Annotated in this window: 16 protein-coding genes; 7 read left to right on the forward strand and 9 right to left on the reverse strand. The window is 64.1% G+C overall.

Annotated features, from left to right (window positions below; translation table 11 throughout):
• Window positions 1-198 precede the first annotated feature (198 nt).
• Window positions 199-1,107 carry a DUF2189 domain-containing protein gene (locus IC50_RS07685; protein WP_035702633.1) on the reverse strand — a complete coding sequence of 303 codons (909 nt, stop codon included), beginning with the start codon at window positions 1,105-1,107 and terminating at the stop codon, window positions 199-201.
• A gap of 323 nt (window positions 1,108-1,430) precedes the next feature.
• Between IC50_RS07685 and IC50_RS07690 the strand changes: the two genes are divergently transcribed.
• On the forward strand, window positions 1,431-1,829 hold the full coding sequence (locus IC50_RS07690; RefSeq protein WP_035702612.1) for a DUF3597 domain-containing protein: 399 nt from the start codon (window positions 1,431-1,433) through the stop codon (window positions 1,827-1,829).
• A 52-nt stretch (window positions 1,830-1,881) separates the two neighbouring features.
• Here IC50_RS07690 and IC50_RS07695 read toward each other — a convergent pair whose 3' ends face one another.
• A complete protein-coding gene (locus tag IC50_RS07695) occupies window positions 1,882-2,157 on the reverse strand; it encodes a GNAT family N-acetyltransferase (protein WP_035702614.1) in 276 nt (91 codons plus the stop codon).
• A gap of 278 nt (window positions 2,158-2,435) precedes the next feature.
• On the opposite strand from IC50_RS07695, the gene IC50_RS07700 reads away from it, so the two are divergent.
• Window positions 2,436-2,831 (forward strand): SPW repeat protein, encoded by a 396-nt coding sequence (locus IC50_RS07700; protein WP_035702635.1) that lies wholly within the window; start codon window positions 2,436-2,438, stop codon window positions 2,829-2,831.
• A gap of 121 nt (window positions 2,832-2,952) precedes the next feature.
• Here the strand turns inward: IC50_RS07700 and IC50_RS07705 are convergent, their stop codons facing one another.
• Window positions 2,953-3,312: a hypothetical protein gene (locus IC50_RS07705; RefSeq protein WP_035702617.1), complete on the reverse strand. Its 360-nt coding sequence runs from the start codon at window positions 3,310-3,312 to the stop codon at window positions 2,953-2,955.
• Between the two features lie 179 nt (window positions 3,313-3,491).
• Between IC50_RS07705 and IC50_RS07710 the strand changes: the two genes are divergently transcribed.
• The 5 genes from IC50_RS07710 to IC50_RS07730 all read left to right on the forward strand — a co-directional run bounded on the left by IC50_RS07710 (window position 3,492) and on the right by IC50_RS07730 (window position 9,343).
• Window positions 3,492-5,099, forward strand: coding sequence for an acyl-CoA synthetase (locus IC50_RS07710; RefSeq protein WP_035702622.1), 1,608 nt, complete (start codon window positions 3,492-3,494; stop codon window positions 5,097-5,099).
• Between the two features lie 9 nt (window positions 5,100-5,108).
• Window positions 5,109-5,969 carry a PCC domain-containing protein gene (locus tag IC50_RS07715; protein ID WP_035702623.1) on the forward strand — a complete coding sequence of 287 codons (861 nt, stop codon included), beginning with the start codon at window positions 5,109-5,111 and terminating at the stop codon, window positions 5,967-5,969.
• 91 nt (window positions 5,970-6,060) lie between these two features.
• Complete coding sequence (locus tag IC50_RS07720; RefSeq protein ID WP_035702624.1) at window positions 6,061-6,828, forward strand: AAA family ATPase; 768 nt, start codon at window positions 6,061-6,063, stop codon at window positions 6,826-6,828.
• Window positions 6,829-7,808: 980 nt separating this feature from the next.
• Window positions 7,809-8,372, forward strand: coding sequence for an SRPBCC family protein (locus tag IC50_RS07725; RefSeq protein WP_035702625.1), 564 nt, complete (start codon window positions 7,809-7,811; stop codon window positions 8,370-8,372).
• Between the two features lie 17 nt (window positions 8,373-8,389).
• Window positions 8,390-9,343, forward strand: coding sequence for a YVTN family beta-propeller repeat protein (locus IC50_RS07730; protein ID WP_035702638.1), 954 nt, complete (start codon window positions 8,390-8,392; stop codon window positions 9,341-9,343).
• A 110-nt stretch (window positions 9,344-9,453) separates the two neighbouring features.
• Here IC50_RS07730 and IC50_RS07735 read toward each other — a convergent pair whose 3' ends face one another.
• The 6 genes from IC50_RS07735 to IC50_RS07750 form a co-directional block, all read right to left on the reverse strand.
• Complete coding sequence (locus IC50_RS07735; protein ID WP_035702627.1) at window positions 9,454-10,095, reverse strand: HAD-IA family hydrolase; 642 nt, start codon at window positions 10,093-10,095, stop codon at window positions 9,454-9,456.
• 305 nt (window positions 10,096-10,400) lie between these two features.
• Window positions 10,401-10,595: an AlbA family DNA-binding domain-containing protein gene (locus IC50_RS38960; RefSeq protein WP_157460918.1), complete on the reverse strand. Its 195-nt coding sequence runs from the start codon at window positions 10,593-10,595 to the stop codon at window positions 10,401-10,403.
• A 65-nt stretch (window positions 10,596-10,660) separates the two neighbouring features.
• Window positions 10,661-10,837, reverse strand: a complete 177-nt coding sequence (locus IC50_RS41180; protein ID WP_157460920.1) for a hypothetical protein — start codon at window positions 10,835-10,837, stop codon at window positions 10,661-10,663.
• A gap of 170 nt (window positions 10,838-11,007) precedes the next feature.
• Window positions 11,008-13,989 carry an excinuclease ABC subunit UvrA gene (gene uvrA / locus IC50_RS07740; protein ID WP_035702629.1) on the reverse strand — a complete coding sequence of 994 codons (2,982 nt, stop codon included), beginning with the start codon at window positions 13,987-13,989 and terminating at the stop codon, window positions 11,008-11,010.
• A 268-nt stretch (window positions 13,990-14,257) separates the two neighbouring features.
• Window positions 14,258-14,947, reverse strand: a complete 690-nt coding sequence (locus IC50_RS07745) for an outer membrane protein (RefSeq protein ID WP_035702631.1) — start codon at window positions 14,945-14,947, stop codon at window positions 14,258-14,260.
• 239 nt (window positions 14,948-15,186) lie between these two features.
• On the reverse strand, window positions 15,187-15,792 hold a 606-nt coding region (locus IC50_RS07750), incomplete at its 5' end, for an outer membrane protein (RefSeq protein ID WP_035702640.1).

Below are 15,792 nucleotides of genomic sequence, written 5' to 3' on the forward strand. Positions count from 1 at the left end.
AATAAACGCGGAGAGGGTGAGGGCTGCGAGAGCGAGACGGGAAATCGTCGGGGTCATTCGAGCAAATGAATTCCGTGAAGCGATCTGAGAAGCGATCTGACCGACGGGCGCAATCTCGGTTGGAACCGCGGCCAAAGCAAGGCGCACACCAGCTGCGATCCTGCCCGAGCCGGGGCAGGATCGCATGTCACGATATCGTCAGGCGTCCGTCCGATTTCGCCACGGGAAGAGGTTGGCCGGGAAGTCGGCGGCGGGCTTGCGCGGACGATGCGGCGGGGGCGGTACCGGCCGTGCCCCGGGCTCCGAGGCGATCACTTTGCGGTAGAGGTGCCAGGTGGCATGACCGAGCAGGGGGATCACCACGGCGAGGCCGAGGAACGCCGGTATGGTCCCGAGCGCGAGCAGCACCGCCACGATCACGCCCCAGGCCGCCATCGGCACCGGGTTTCTTGCGACGACGCGCAACGACGTCACCATCGACTCGAACGCGCCGGCATGACGGTCCAGCATCAAGGGGAACGACACGACGCTGATGCAGAGCGCGGCGAGCGCGAACAGGAAGCCGGTGCCGCAGCCGACCGCGATCAGCCACCAGCCTCGCTGCGTGGTCAGCACGCGCGTCATGAAGTCCGAGAGTCCGGTGACGCCCTCGTAGCCGAATGCCGCGATATAGATCGCCTGCGCGGTCGCAACCCAGGTGACGAACAGGGCGAGCAGCAACGTGCCGAGGCCGAGCATCGCACCGAACGAAGGCGAGCGCAGCACCTCCATGGCATCCCAGGCGCTGGCCGGTTCATAGCGTTCGCGCCGGCTGGACAGCTCGTAGAGTCCCAGCGCCGCGAATGGCCCGATCAACGCGAAGCCGGCAGCCAGCGGAAACAACAGCGGCAGCACCGAATAGCCCATCACCGCGCGGGCGAGCACGAGGCCGAGCACCGGGTAGATCACGCAGAGGATGATAGCGTGGCTCGGAACGGCCTTGAAGTCTTCCCAGCCGCGCCTGAGCGCATCCTGCAGATCTGACAGTCGGATGGTTCGGATCACCGGTCCAGCCGCATCTGAGGGCTGGGCCATCCCGGGGACATTGCCCTGATAGAGTGTGGCCATGGTCGCTAGCTCCCTTGCCGGGCGGCCGAGTCCGACGCCGGCAACGGCGCAAGCGGCCGCCATTCTTTGAAATTTCGCGATCCCGACCAGACGCGAATTCCGGATGGCATCGCGAACTGAACGGCAAGCATACTCCCAAGTCCGAGTCCTGTCCCTCACGCTTGGGTGAAATTCGATCCCGCGGCGCAACCACAACGACGTCATTCTGTCGTCATTTCGCCGCAGATAAGCTGATGCTGCTGGTCGTTCGCGGAGCTTCGCGGGCACAGCGCAGTAACTTCGTCTATAAGGCCCTTCCAACGGATCCTTTTCGGGGAGCAGACATGAGCATTTTCGGGAAAATCATGAGCGCGATCTTCGGCAGCCAGCCGGCCACCGCCGCGCCCGCCGGTGGCGCAGCATCGCCCGGCGCGCCCGCAGGGGCGCCGGGCGATGCTGCGCCGGCCGCCGCGCCCATGGCCGCCGTCGATGTGGCGGCGATCGTCGACAAGGCGGCGGCCGCACATAAGGGCGAGAAGCTGGAATGGCGCACCTCGATCGTCGATCTCATGAAGGCGCTGGACATCGATTCCAGCCTCGCTGCGCGCAAGGATCTCGCCAAGGAGCTGGGCTACAGCGGCGACATGAACGACTCGGCGAGCATGAACGTCTGGCTGCACAAGCAGGTGATGTCCAAGCTCGCCGCCAACGGCGGGAAGCTGCCGCCGGAGATCAAGCACTGACCCGCCCCGGGTCGTGCCGCAGGGGCCCGCGATCTCGCGGGTCCCTTCGCTTTCAGGCGACCAGATCCGCGTCCTCCGGATGCCTGGCGAGATAGTCGACGACGAAGCCGCAGCCGGCGATCACCTTCCTGCCGTCGCGCCGGATCATGTCCAGCGCGCCCTTGACCAGCTCGGACCCGATGCCACGGCCGCGCAGTGCGCGCGGCGTCTCGGTGTGGGTGATGATGACGGCGGACGGCGTCAGCCGGTAATTGGCGAAAGCGATGTCGCTGCCGACATCGAGCTCGAACCGGCTCCTGTCCTTGTTGTCACGTACCGATGCCGCCATGGCAGATCCTTCCGAAGAGAGCGTAGCCTTTGATCTAGGGGGCCGAGCCCGCCTTTGGCAAGGCGCGGCCAACGCAGTTTGCCGCACGGAAGCCAGTTGCAAATGCACCTGCCTGGTGCCGCAGCGTCAATAATTCCGGACTCCGCCCTTGCATGTCCCATGGCGGTTCCCACGTCCTAGCAAGGACATACGCCCGAATGCGGCCGGCAGGGTCGCCAGATATTCGGAGTGTCGTGATCGCCGGCCGCAGACGTATGCCTCTTTTGCAGGAGGGTACGATGTCGGACTTTGGTTTCTTGAAGACTCATCGAACATGGGAGGACTGGTGCGGGATGCTGGTCGGCGCGCTGATCGTGGCTTCGCCGTGGTTCCCCGTCCAGGAGGAGGCGATCGCCGGACACCAGACGGTCATCCTGAACACGGTCGCGATCGGTCTGGTCGTGTTTGGCATCAGCCAGCTCGAATATGTCGCCTTGCAGCGCTGGGAAGAGGTGGCGACAATCCTGGTCGGGCTGTGGCTCATCGCCTCGCCTTACGTGATCGGCTATTCCGGTGAGGGCTTTCTCCGCATCTATCACACGAGCCTCGGTGCGGTGGTGGTGCTGCTCGGCATACTCCAGCTGTGGCAGGACTGGGACATGACCGACCAGGACTTGCTCAAGCACGGACAATAGGCCGTAGATTTCGGCAGGCGATGACGTCGCTCATGTCGTTGCCCCTCCAGCTGCCAGCCGCGCGTACGAAGCCGTAACGCGCGGTTGGGTCGGCAGCTGTCCGATGCTGAGGTCGTTCGGTTCAATCGCCCGCTTTGGCGAGCCTGGACTCTTCGGCCTGAGGCTGCGTGCGGAGGCAGCCCTGGCAGATGAGCAGGGAGCGGTTGACCCTGGCGTCCTGCTCGGCCTCGATGCCGTCCTGTGCCTGCCACCACTCCTTCGAATAGGGCTGAACGCCAGCTTGCGACCTGTTGTGCTCGGATCGGGCAGCGGTCCGCGTTGGTTGTGACGAAGCGCGCGGCTGATTGGGATCCTGACCGGCGCCATCCCAGGCATAACGCGCAGGCTTGAAGGCGGGATCGGAAGCCAGATGCGTCTGCGGCCCCATGGCACATCCGGCCAGCGCCAACGACAACAGCAGGAGGGCGGGCGCTTTGACCATGATGCGGCACTCTGTACGCGAGAACTAACCGAGGTTGCGCCAATCATATTTAAGATTCCCTGAACGCGCAGGGCAGCAGGTCCACGGCGGCCGGCCTTGCAGGGGCGCTGGCGATGGCGATAAATGAGCTGCAATGAGCGGGCAGCTTGTGCGCTGTCCGTCGTCGAAGAGGAAGCCCCATGCAGCCCCTGCGCATGTCCCGCCGCGTCATGAATCTCGCTTACATGCTGACCCAGAATGCGCGGCGGCATGGCGCGCGTCCCGGTTTCGTCTGGGGAGACAAATCCTGGACCTGGCGCGAGATCGATGCGCAGGTCTCGGCGCTGGCCGCAGCGCTTGCCGCGCGTGGCATCGCCAAGGGCGACCGCATTCTCGTCCATTCCAAGAACGGCGAGGAGATGTTCGTCTCTATGTTCGCCGCGTTCCGGCTCGGCGCGGTCTGGGTGCCCACCAATTTCCGCCTGATGCCGGACGAGGTCAGCTATCTCGCGCAGGCCTCCGGCGCCAAGGCATTTCTGTGCCATGTTGATTTTCCCGAGCACGCTGCGGTCGTGAGCGGCGGCGCGCTGGAATTCACCTGGAGCATCGATGGCAGGGCCGCGTTCGGCGAGCGGACGGTTGCCGATGCCATTGCATCGCAGGCCGGCGCGAACGTGGCGAACGTCGCTGTCGAGCACGACGATCCCTGCTGGTTCTTCTTCACGTCCGGCACCACCGGCCGCTCCAAGGCGGCCGTGCTGACCCACGGCCAGATGGGATTCGTCGTCACCAATCATCTCGCCGACCTGACACCAGGGGTGACGGAGCAGGATGCCTCGCTGGTGGTGGCGCCGCTGTCGCACGGCGCCGGCGTGCACCAGTTGATGCAGACCGCGCGTGGCGCATGCACCGTGCTGCTGCCGACCGAAAAATTCGACATCAACGAGGCGTTCCGCCTGATCGAGGCGCATCGCGTCGGCAATCTCTTCACCGTGCCGACGATCCTCAAGATGATGGTCGAGCATCCCTCCGCCGACAAATACGATCATTCCTCGCTGCGCCAGGTCATCTATGCGGGCGCGCCGATGTATCGCGAAGACCAGAAGGCTGCGCTGAAGAAGCTCGGCAGGGTGATCGTGCAGTATTTCGGCCTTGGCGAGGTCACCGGCAACATCACCGTGCTGCCGGCCGCGCTGCACGATCCCGAGGACGGCCCGCATGCGAAGATCGGCACCTGCGGCTTCGAGCGCACCGGCATGCAGGTCTCGATCCAGGACGACGAGGGCCGGGAGCTCAAAGCCAACCAGAGCGGCGAGATCTGCGTGATCGGGCCTGCCGTGTTCGCCGGCTACTACGACAACCCCGAAGCCAATGCGAAGGCGTTCCGCAACGGCTGGTTCCGCACCGGCGATCTCGGCCACATGGACGAGGAGGGTTTCGTCTACATTACGGGACGCGCCTCCGACATGTACATCTCCGGCGGCTCCAACATCTATCCGCGCGAGATCGAGGAGAAGATCCTGACCCATCCCGCGGTGGGCGAGGTCGCCGTGCTCGGTGTGCCCGATGCGACCTGGGGCGAGGTCGGCGTTGCCGTCTGCGTCGCGCGCGAGGGCGCGAAGCCTGTGAGCGAAGCGGAGATGGCGGCGTTCCTCTCGCCAAAGGTGCCGCGCTACAAGATGCCGAAGAGGTTCTTCTTCTGGGAGGCCTTGCCAAAATCCGGCTACGGCAAGGTGCCGAAGCGCATGGTGCGTGACGAGCTCGAGGCGCGCGGGCTGCTCGACCTCGACAAGACCAGGACGGGCTGAGCGCAGGTGATGCGCAGGATCAAGCAGCCGGGCACGCCGGTCCCAGAACGCATTCAATGGGTGGAGGCGAGGGGACGCGCTTTCGCATTCACGCTTCAAGCGGGTCTGCCACTGCTGGAAGCCGCGCGGCGCGGCTTTGCCGCGGAAGGTTTTGCCGGCGGCGTGCTGAATTTCCGGCGCGGCACGCTTGGGCCGTTCGCCTATGTCATGCCTGCGCTGTCGAAGACCGGCGAGAACGCCGCGTTCTACAGCGACACTTACCGGCCCGGCGGCGTGACCCGCACGAAGCTCGGCAGCATGACGCTCGGCATGCGCGACGGCGCGCCGTTCTTTCATTGTCATGGGCTGTGGACCGAGGCGGATGGCAAGGCGAGCGGCGGCCACATGATGCCGGATGAGACCATCGTTGCCGAACCGTTCGAGGTCGAGGCCTTCGGCATTGAAGGTGCGATGTTTACCGCCGAGCCCGATCCGGAGACCAATTTCAAGCTGTTCGGGCCGGTGTCGGCCGCGCGCATCGGCGCGCGCACGACGAGCCGCGCTTTCGCGCTGCGGCTGCGGCCCAATCAGGACTTTGCCTTCTGCCTCGAAGGCTTCTGCCGTGCACACGGCATTGCGCGTGCGAAAATTCATGGCGGCGTCGGCTCGACCATCGGCGCGCGTTTCGCCCATGGCGGCGTCACCGAGCCGTTTGCCACCGAACTGGCGATCACGGCCGGTGCAATCGCGCCCGGTCCCGCCGGTGCGCTGGAAGCCGCGCTGGACGTTGCCTTGATCGACTACACCGGCGGCATTGCGGAGGGCCGTCTGATCCGCGGCGACAATCCTGTGCTGATGACCATGGAGCTGGTGCTGGAGGTGGTGGATTAGCCTGCTGGGCCTGGACGAGTGGGTGCAGATTCCGCTTTTGCAATTCTCGTGTTCCTGGTATGTTCTGGTGGAGACTTTCAGGGGGCGGGCAATGGCACGAAGAGGCAATCGAACGATCAACCTGCCTGCGCCGTATTTGAAGCGGGTCTGGCTCGATCCGTCGCAAGTTCACGATCGCGAGGCCTATCCGTTCTGCCTGCCCATCTTCCCCGATGATTTCGAGCTCAGCTTCGACGCGGCCATCACGATCATCGTGGGAGAGAACGGCGCCGGGAAGTCGACGATCCTCGAGGGGATCGCAGCGCTCGCCGGCTATGACGATGCCGGTGGCGGCAAGGGTTACATGCCGGTCGATCATTCCGAAGCGCGCGAGAAGATGGGCGGCCAGCTCTCCAGGGCGCTGCGCGCAAGCTGGCTGCCGAAGATCACCAATGGCTGGTTTTTTCGTGCGGAGAGCTTCTTCTCGGTCGCGCGATATCTGGACAAGGCTGCGCGTGATGCCGGCCAGGTCGGCCCCGATTTCCTGTCCCACTCCCATGGAGAGGGTTTTCTCCGCTTCTTCGAGGAGCGCTGCCAGCGTCAGGGCATTTTCATCTTCGACGAGCCGGAATCCGCACTGTCGCCGGCGCGGCAGATTGAATTCCTGAGGCTGCTGCGACGCATGGAGGAGTCCCGCATCTGCCAGGTGATCATGGCGACCCATTCGCCGATGCTGATGGCCTATCCCAACGCGCAGCTGCTGCGGCTCCGCAAGTACGGGCTTGAGCCTGTCACGTTGGAGCAGACCGATCATTACCGGGTGATGCGGGAGTTTTGCGACGACCCGCGCGGATTTGTGGAAGCCACGCTGGCGGAGTAATAGCGCCGTTGGCGGTCGTTCTCTGTCGCGTCGTAAGGGGCTCCTCGCAATGAGGAGTGTGGAGCGCAACATTTTCCACTCTCATGTCCCGGACCAGCTGCAACGCGTGAGCGTTGCGGCGCAGAGCCGGGACCCAGGAGCCCACGCGTCGTGCCGCTGCATGGGCCCCGGCTCTGCAGCGCACCGCCGAAGGGGCGCTGCGCTGCGTCCGGGGCACGAGAGCGAGTCCATTCATGTTCGAAGCTTGATTACACGCGCGGTTTCCCGTTCTCGCGGCACGTTGTGTCCGAGCTTTGCCTCAGTCATCACCCTCGAAAGTGCCGAGGGCGCAGGGAAGGCCGGGCGCCGGCTGGCACCCGCGGTCCGCTGTGCGCAAATGCGCTGGAAAACAGATGCACAGCGGCATACAGGGCAGCCTGAACGTCCGGCCTTCCCTGCGCAGTGGTTTTACGGCTTATGTCGTGCTCTCCCCGGGGAGCGATGCACTATTGCCCCCGTCGCCTTGCGGATGGCTGACGGCGCGAACCCGGTCGGGCCGCGACGTCACCGCAAGCCTTGGCGCACAGACCCCGGGCGCCAGGACCACACGATTTTGTCGTACGCAGGCTGCACCGGTCGTGTGCGCGCAGGTAGCTGCTCACGGAGTGACCCGCCCTGCAATCACCTTTCGCGCCGACGCCGCCTGCGTCCACCACGTCCCATCCCGCGTTCGTGACGATCGCGATCCGCCCCTCGGCCCGGGTTGGGGTAGCCGAAACATGCGACATTTCCGAATTCGAGTAAAGCGAATTATTTCGGCGTGGACATCTTGACCCTGCTCCGGGGTGTTTTGCCCGTCGGGCAACGCAATGAATGGTGTGGATTGCGGGCCGCGGCCTCGCCACGACCGTGCCACGAACGGGTCTCCCCATCGTCCAAAAATGCGTTACGATGACCCCAGCGCGCCTCAAGCCGCGCAGATTGAAGAGTGAGGAAACGACATGCGGACGAGAAGCGGAACGGCGATCGCCGGGGTGGCGGCGCTGGCGGTGGCGGGGATGGCTCTGACGGCCGGTTTTGAGCCGGTCCGGGCTCACGGACCGACGCGGCAGAAGGTGCGGGAATCCATCGAGATCAACGCGCCGCAGGACAAGGTCTGGGCCGCGATCCGCAACTTTCAGGACATGAGCTGGCTTCCGCCCGTCACCAAGACCACGGGCGAGAAGGGCAACGAGGTCGGCGCGACGCGGCAACTGACGCTGACGGGCGGCGCGACCGTCGACGAGGAGCTCTACAAATACGAGCCCGACATGATGAGCTATTCGTACCGGATCACCAAGGTCGACGTGAAGGTGCTGCCGGTGACCAATTATTCCTCGACGCTGACGGTGTCGCCCGCGCCTGACGGCAAGGCGAAGCTGGAATGGGCCGGCGCGTTCTATCGTGGCTATCCCAACAACGATCCGCCGCCGGAGCTGAGCGACGAGGCCGCCAAGACCGCGGTGAGCGGGCTCTACAAGACCGGGCTGGAGGCGCTCAAGAAGAAGATCGAGAGCGGTAGCTGATCGTGCGGGCGCTGGGCTTGCGGGCGCTGGTCCTGGCGGCGCTCGCCGCCGGCCTTTGCCTCGTCAGTCCCGGCGGCGCGTTCGCTGATGAGGCGTTCGTCACCAACCAGCTCAGCGACGACCTGATGGTCGTGGACCTCGCCACCGCGCGCAGCATCGCGACCATCCCGATCGGCGGCAAGCCGGCGGGCGTCGCTGTCAGCGCCGACGGACGCTTTGCCTATGTGACGAGCCCCGACGCCAAGGCGGTGACGGTGGTGGACGCGGCTGCGCGCCAGGTCGCGGGCCGCATCGAGGTCGGCGGCGGTCCGCTCGGCATCGCCGTGGCGCCAGACGGAAAGACAGTCTATGTCGCCGACTGGTACGCGGCGGCGGTGCGGGTGATCGATGCGGCGAGCCGCAGTGTCACGGCCAGCATTGCGGTCGGCGCCTCGCCGTCGGGGCTTGCGGTGACGCCCGATGGCAAGCTACTGCTCTCGGCCGACCGCGACGACGACAGCGTCTCGATGGTGGACACCGCGACGCGCCAGCGCAAGGCGATCATCAAGGTCGGCACCCGCCCGTTCGGCGTCACCATCGATGCCGAGGGCAAGCGAGCCTACACCGCCAATGTCGGCTCCGATGATGTCTCCGTGATCGACATCGCTGAAAGCCGCGAGGTCGCCCGCGTGCCGGTCGGCATGCGCCCCTATGCGGTGGCGCTGGCGCAAGGACGCGGCTTCGTCACCGACCAATATGGCGGCGCCGTCAGCGTGTTCGACCTGACGACGCTGAAGCCGATCAAGCGCATCAATGTCGGCGACTATCCGGAAGGCATCAATGCGACCGCTGACGGCAAGCGCGTCGTCGTCGCCTGCTGGGAGAGCAACGTGCTTGATGTCATCGACGCGGCCGAGCTGAAGGTGATCGGCGAGGTCAAGACCGGCGACGGCCCGCGCGCGTTCGGGATGTTTTTGAGGAGGACGGAGTAGGGCGGTTGCGTAGGGTGGGTTAGCGTCAGCGTAACCCACCTCTTTGGTGTCCGCGGTGACGGAAGTGGTGGGTTACGCCAAGCGGTCTGCGCTTCGCGCAGTCCGCAGGGCTAACCCACCCTACGATTCTGGCAGATCGCTTTCGCAATCGCATCCATCCGCTCAAATACGTGGTCCGGCCCCAGCGCCCGCAGCGCCGCCGGCGCCGCATAGCCCCAGCACACGGCCCCGCAGGCAATTCCCGCGGCCCGCGCCGCCTCGATGTCGCGGACCTCGTCGCCGATCGCGATCACCTTGCCCGGCTCGACACCCGCGCGGCGGATGACTCGGCGGAATTTCGCGGGCTTGCCGAACAGTGACGCAGAGCAATCGAAATGCGCGAACAGCGACGCAGCGTCGCCGATCTTCTCGCGCGCATTGGCCTCGCTGTCGGAAGTCACCAGCGCAAGCTGCACGCCGTTCTCGGCCAGCATCCGCAGCATCGCCTCGACACCCGCGAACAGAGGAATCTCGCTAGCTGCCTCCGCCTTCAGCCGCCGCGCATGTCGCGCGATCGCCGGCAGCTTCCACAAGGGCACCTCGAGCCGGGCGAGGATCTCGCGGCTCGACGCATGCCGCAGCTCCTCGATGTCCTCATCCTTCACGCGACGAAAATTGAAGTGGTCGGCGACATCGTTGATGGTGCGCAGGAACCACGGAAAGCTGTCGGCGAGCGTGCCGTCGAGATCGAAGATGGCGAGGGCGTAGGGCATGGACGAGATTTGCAAAGACTAAGATCTGATTGCTCGGTTGGCTCGATATTACTGTGGCACCTCGACCGGAAAGTTTGAACCTTTCCTGTAGCCTGTTTTCGCCTGAGGCCTATCTGGGATTCGTTCGATGATCTTACTCTTCATCATTTTGTTGAATATTCGCTTCACGGAGTTTTCCGACCCAATGAACGTGATTTCACGCGCCTTCGCGTTGTTGATTTCCAAATTCACTCTCAAGTATTCGCAGATAATTTCTTCCGGCGAAGCCAGCTTCTCATGCCGAAGTGTAACTTTGACACTGCCGTCTAGCTGCTCGATGACCCACTATTCAAAACCCCGATGAAGAGTTCGCCACCATCAGCGTTGGCGAACGCAGAAAGCGATTTCGTGAGTTTCGAAGGTGATACTTCCTTGGCCTTGAAATCTAAGAAATGTCCTTCGCCGCGAGCTAGCAGACCGGCAAATTGAGCGTCGGATACGCCTGTAATATCAATTGCCAAGCTCCCACCCTCCCAGCTCATGCTCTGTCGGTTGAGCTGAAAGAGTAATCAACAGCGCTGCAACTTCAAGAAGAAAGGGCGCTCCCATTATCGGGAGCGCCCTTCGCATGGATGGAGAGGGTCACCAACGCTGCTACCCAATTCGTTGCGATCGCCCAAATCGTTTCGATCAGTGCGAAAACAACATTTCGACGGCTACGTTTCATCTGTGCCTTACGGCGACTCATCTTTGTATTGGTCATAACTTCCCTCCTTCCATCGATCCAAAATCGGATCAAAGCTAGCAGAAAGGTGACCGCAACAAACCAGACGGCAGGATTCGAACCCGCACCCATCCCCGAAGCCAAATTCGAGAACGATTGATGTTAGCAAAATAGATAAAAAAGTCAAGTTTTTCAGTTGATTATTGGGGTTACTCCGCCGCCTCGCTCGTGCTCCGCCGCTTCGGCTTCCGTGCCTTCCTCAGCACCGGCTCCAGGAACTTGCCCGTATAGCTCCGCGGCGCCTTTGCGATGTCTTCCGGCGGGCCCCAGGCGACGATCTCGCCGCCGCCATCGCCGCCTTCGGGGCCGAGGTCGATGACCCAGTCTGCTGTCTTGATGACTTCGAGATTGTGCTCGATGACGACGACGGTGTTGCCCTGCGCGACCAGCTCGTGCAGCACCTCAAGCAGCTTCTTGACGTCGTGGAAGTGCAGGCCGGTGGTGGGTTCGTCCAGGATGTAGAGCGTGCGGCCGGTGGCGCGCTTGGACAGCTCTTTTGCCAGTTTGACGCGTTGCGCTTCGCCACCGGATAGCGTCGTCGCTTGTTGGCCGACATGGATGTAATCGAGCCCGACGCGGTGCAAGGTTTGAAAAGTCTCGCGCACGCGCGGGACCGCCTTGAAGAACTCGGCGGCTTCCTCGACGGTCATGTCGAGCACGTCGGCGATGCTCTTGCCCTTGAACAGCACCTCCAGCGTCTCGCGGTTGTAGCGCTTGCCCTTGCAGACGTCGCAGGTGACGTAGACGTCGGGCAGGAAGTGCATCTCGATCTTGATGACGCCGTCGCCTTGGCAGGCCTCGCAGCGGCCGCCCTTGACGTTGAAGGAGAAGCGGCCGGGCTCGTAGCCGCGCGCTTTGGCCTCCGGCAGGCCGGCGAACCATTCGCGGATCGGCGTGAAGGCGCCGGTATAGGTCGCCGGATTCGAGCGCGGGGTGCGGCCGATCGGCGACTGGTCGATATCGATGATCTTGTCGATGTGCTCGAGGCCCTCGATGCGGTCGTGCGGGGCTGCGCCTTCGCTGGCATTGTTCAGCTTGCGGGCGATGGCGCGGTAGAGCGTGTCGATCAAGAGCGTCGACTTGCCGCCGCCGGAGACGCCGGTGACGCAAGTGAACAGGCCGAGCGGAATCTCCGCCGTGACGTTCTTGAGGTTATTGCCGCGCGCGTTCACCACCTTGATGGTGCGGCGATGGTTCGGCGGGCGCCGCTCCGGCACCTCGACCTCGAGCTCGCCGGTGAGGTACTTGCCGGTCAGCGATTTCGGGTTGCGCATGATCTCGGCGGGTGTGCCTTCGGCGACGATGTTGCCGCCATGCATGCCGGCGCCGGGGCCGATATCGAGGACGTAGTCGGCAAGCCGGATGGCGTCCTCGTCATGCTCGACCACGACCACGGTGTTGCCGAGGTCGCGCAGGCGCTTCAGCGTATCCAGCAGGCGGGCGTTGTCGCGCTGGTGCAGGCCGATCGATGGCTCGTCGAGCACGTAGAGCACGCCGGTGAGCCCCGAGCCGATCTGCGAGGCCAGGCGGATGCGCTGGCTTTCGCCGCCGGACAGCGTGCCGGAGGAGCGGGACAGCGTGAGATAGTTGAGGCCGACGTCGAGCAGGAAGGTGAGACGCTCGCGGATCTCCTTCAGGATGCGGCCGGCGATCTCGTTCTGCTGCTTGTTCAGCGCATCGGGCACGGTCTCGAACCATTCGCCGGCCTTCTTGACCGAGAGCTCCGAGATCTCGCCGATGTGCTTGCCGCCGACCTTGACGCTGAGCGCCTCGGGCTTGAGCCGAAAGCCGTGGCACGCCTCGCAGGGCACGTCGTGGAAGTACTTCGCCAGCTCCTCGCGCGCCCACTCGCTCTCGGTCTCGCGATAGCGCCGGTTGATGTTGGTGATCACGCCCTCGAACGGCTTCTTGGTGTCGTAGGAGCGCACCCCGTCCTCGTAGGAGAACTTGATCTCGTCCTCGCCCGAGCCGTAGAGGAGCGCGTTTTGCGTCTTCTTCGGCAAGTCCTTCCACTTGGTGTCGAGCGTGAACTTGTAGTGCTTGCCGAGCGCGGTCAGCGTCTGCACGTAATAGGGCGACGACGACTTGGCCCAGGGCGCGATCGCGCCCTTGCGCAGCGTCAGGTCCTTCTCGGGGATGACGAGGTCCTCGTCGACATGCTGCTCGACGCCGAGGCCGCCGCAGGCAGGGCAGGCACCGTAGGGATTGTTGAAGGAGAACAGGCGCGGCTCGATCTCGGGGATGGTGAAGCCGGAGACCGGGCAGGCGAACTTTTCCGAGAACAGGATCCGTTCGGGGCCGCTCTTGTCGTGGATCTTCGCGGTCTTCTTTTTCTCTTTCTCTTCCGCAGGCGCGGCCGCCGGCGCGTCGGCGAACTCGACGACGGCGAGGCCTTCGGCGAGCTTCAGGGCGGTCTCGAAGCTCTCGGCGAGGCGCTGGCCGATATCGGCGCGCACCACGATGCGGTCGACCACGACGTCGATGTCGTGCGGGAATTTCTTGTCGAGCGCCGGCGCCTCGCTGAGCTCATGGAAGGTGCCGTCGACCTTGACGCGCTGAAAGCCCTTCTTGAGCCATTCGGCGAGCTCCTTCCGGTACTCGCCCTTGCGGCCGCGCACCACGGGCGCCAGCAAATAGAGGCGGGTGCCTTCGGGCAGCGCCAGCACGCGGTCGACCATCTGCGAGACGGTCTGGCTCTCGATCGGCAGGCCCGTGGCCGGCGAATAAGGCACGCCGACGCGGGCCCAGAGCAGGCGCATGTAGTCGTAGATCTCTGTGACGGTGCCGACGGTGGAGCGCGGGTTCTTCGACGTCGTCTTCTGCTCGATGGAGATCGCCGGCGACAGGCCGTCGATCTGGTCGACGTCCGGCTTCTGCATCATCTCCAGGAACTGGCGGGCATAGGCCGAGAGCGATTCGACGTAGCGCCGCTGGCCCTCCGCATAGATGGTATCGAAAGCGAGCGAGGATTTGCCGGAGCCGGAGAGGCCGGTGAACACCACGAGCTTGTCGCGGGGGATCTCGACGTCGATGTTCTTGAGGTTGTGCTCGCGCGCGCCACGGATCGTAATTGCGCGCAGGCTGGAGCCCGCGTTCTGGTGTTGGCGCTTCGCCTTGATCACTTCATCCATCCGAGTTGCCCTCAAGGAAGCCCAAAGGTGCGCGATCGCGCCAACGTCAAGGCGCGCTTCGCCCGGAACCGGGATCGGCGCCGATGGGTATGGCAGCGAACGTAGGAAGAACGGCGGCGGATTTCCAGTGGGACTTGCGAATCGTCAACGGATTGTTGGCACACTGGCGGCATCTGGCAGCAGAAACCTTTAGCCCTAGCCAGATGCGCAAAACAAAAAGGCCGGCGCGAGGCCGGCCTTTCGTCACGCTGAGGCGCTGAAGCGTAGCTTAGTACTTGGCGACCACGGGAGCGCCGAAGTGATAGTTCACGCCGACCTGCACGGTGTGGAGGTTGAGCGTGCCGGTGTTGACGGCACCGAAGTAGGTCTCGCCGCCGAGGCTGCGATAGAGGTACTCGCCCTTGACCGACCACTGCGGAGCAAAGAACGCCTCGACGCCGGCGCCGACGGTCCAGCCCGAGTGGAACTGGCTGTCGGAGGCCGAGAGGCCGCCCAGGGTCGCGGTGATCTTGTTGTCGATCCAGGCGTAACCACCGGTGCCGTACAGCAGAACGTTGTTGACGGCCCAGCCAATGCGGCCGCGCACGGTGCCCATCGCGTCGGTCTTGGAACTCACCGAAGCGGGGATGCCACCGACGCCGGCGACGAAAACGGTACCAGCCGCCGAGGCGCTGACGTCGGCCCAGGCGCCATCGGCCTCGACGCCGAACACGACGTTGCCGGTCTGCCAGTTGTAGCCAGCGGTGCCGCCGACGAAGCCACCCTGCATCTTCGGGTCGCCCGAACTAGCTTCCCAGGCGCCGCCGCCGACGATACCGAGGTAGAAGCCGGTCCAGTTGTAGACCGCAGCAATCGGAGCGACCGGAGCCTTGGTGTAGGGGCGCGCCGCGAGATCGGCCGCCGAGGCAGGAGCGGCGAGAGCGAACAAACAGGCCGAAGCCAACAAAACCTTCTTCATTTTTAACTTAATCCCAGTCCCAGTTTCTGTTGTTGCCTTCCGTGACCGGAAGGGCAGCGGACTCAAACGGCCCAACTGGCGCGATGCTTACACCAACAAAGCCGCAAGTTGTGTCTCCGAAAAGCCACAACGCCGCAAAAGGTGATGGTTACTGACTCATTGCCACGGGCAATTCTGCGCCCGAACAACAAAGGCCGGCGCGAGGCCGGCCTTTGATCTCAAAACAATATCAGCGGATATCAATATCTTGCGATCAACGGGCCGCCCCAGCGATAGTTCACGCGGATAAGGCCGATATCGACGTCCTGGCTGATGCGATCGGAGGCAGTGAAGGCACCGAGCGGAGCCGCGGCAAAATTGCCGGATCCGGTGAAGTCGACCGTGCGGTGGCCGAGGAAGATGTGATCGTACTCGAAGCCGACCGACCAGTTCGGGGCGAATCCGAACTCGACGCCCGCGCCCACCGTGCCGCCCCAACGGGTCTCGCTGGCCCGGTCGAATTCGAGACCGGTCGCCAAATCATAGGTCCGGTAGCGATCACCGACGACGGCGGCGCCGCCCTTCACGTAGAGCAAGACGTTGTTCCAGGCGTAGCCGACCTGTCCGGTGATCAAACCGAAAGAGTCGATCTTGGACTGGTTGCGAAGGCCGGACACCGCGCTGATGTTGTCGCCGGTAAAGTCGGCCCAGTTGCCCTGGCCTTCGAAGCCGAACACCCAGTTCGTCGACTGCCAGCGATAGCCGACCTGGCCACCGACCGTGCCGCCCGTCGCGTTGTGGCAGCCCTCGCCGACCAGAACGCCGGTTGCCGGAGTCACGAAGTCCCAGCACTTGTGGCTTTTTTT

It is taken from the genome of Bradyrhizobium genomosp. I (2014) (assembly GCF_000261685.1).
Classification (GTDB): domain Bacteria; phylum Pseudomonadota; class Alphaproteobacteria; order Rhizobiales; family Xanthobacteraceae; genus Bradyrhizobium.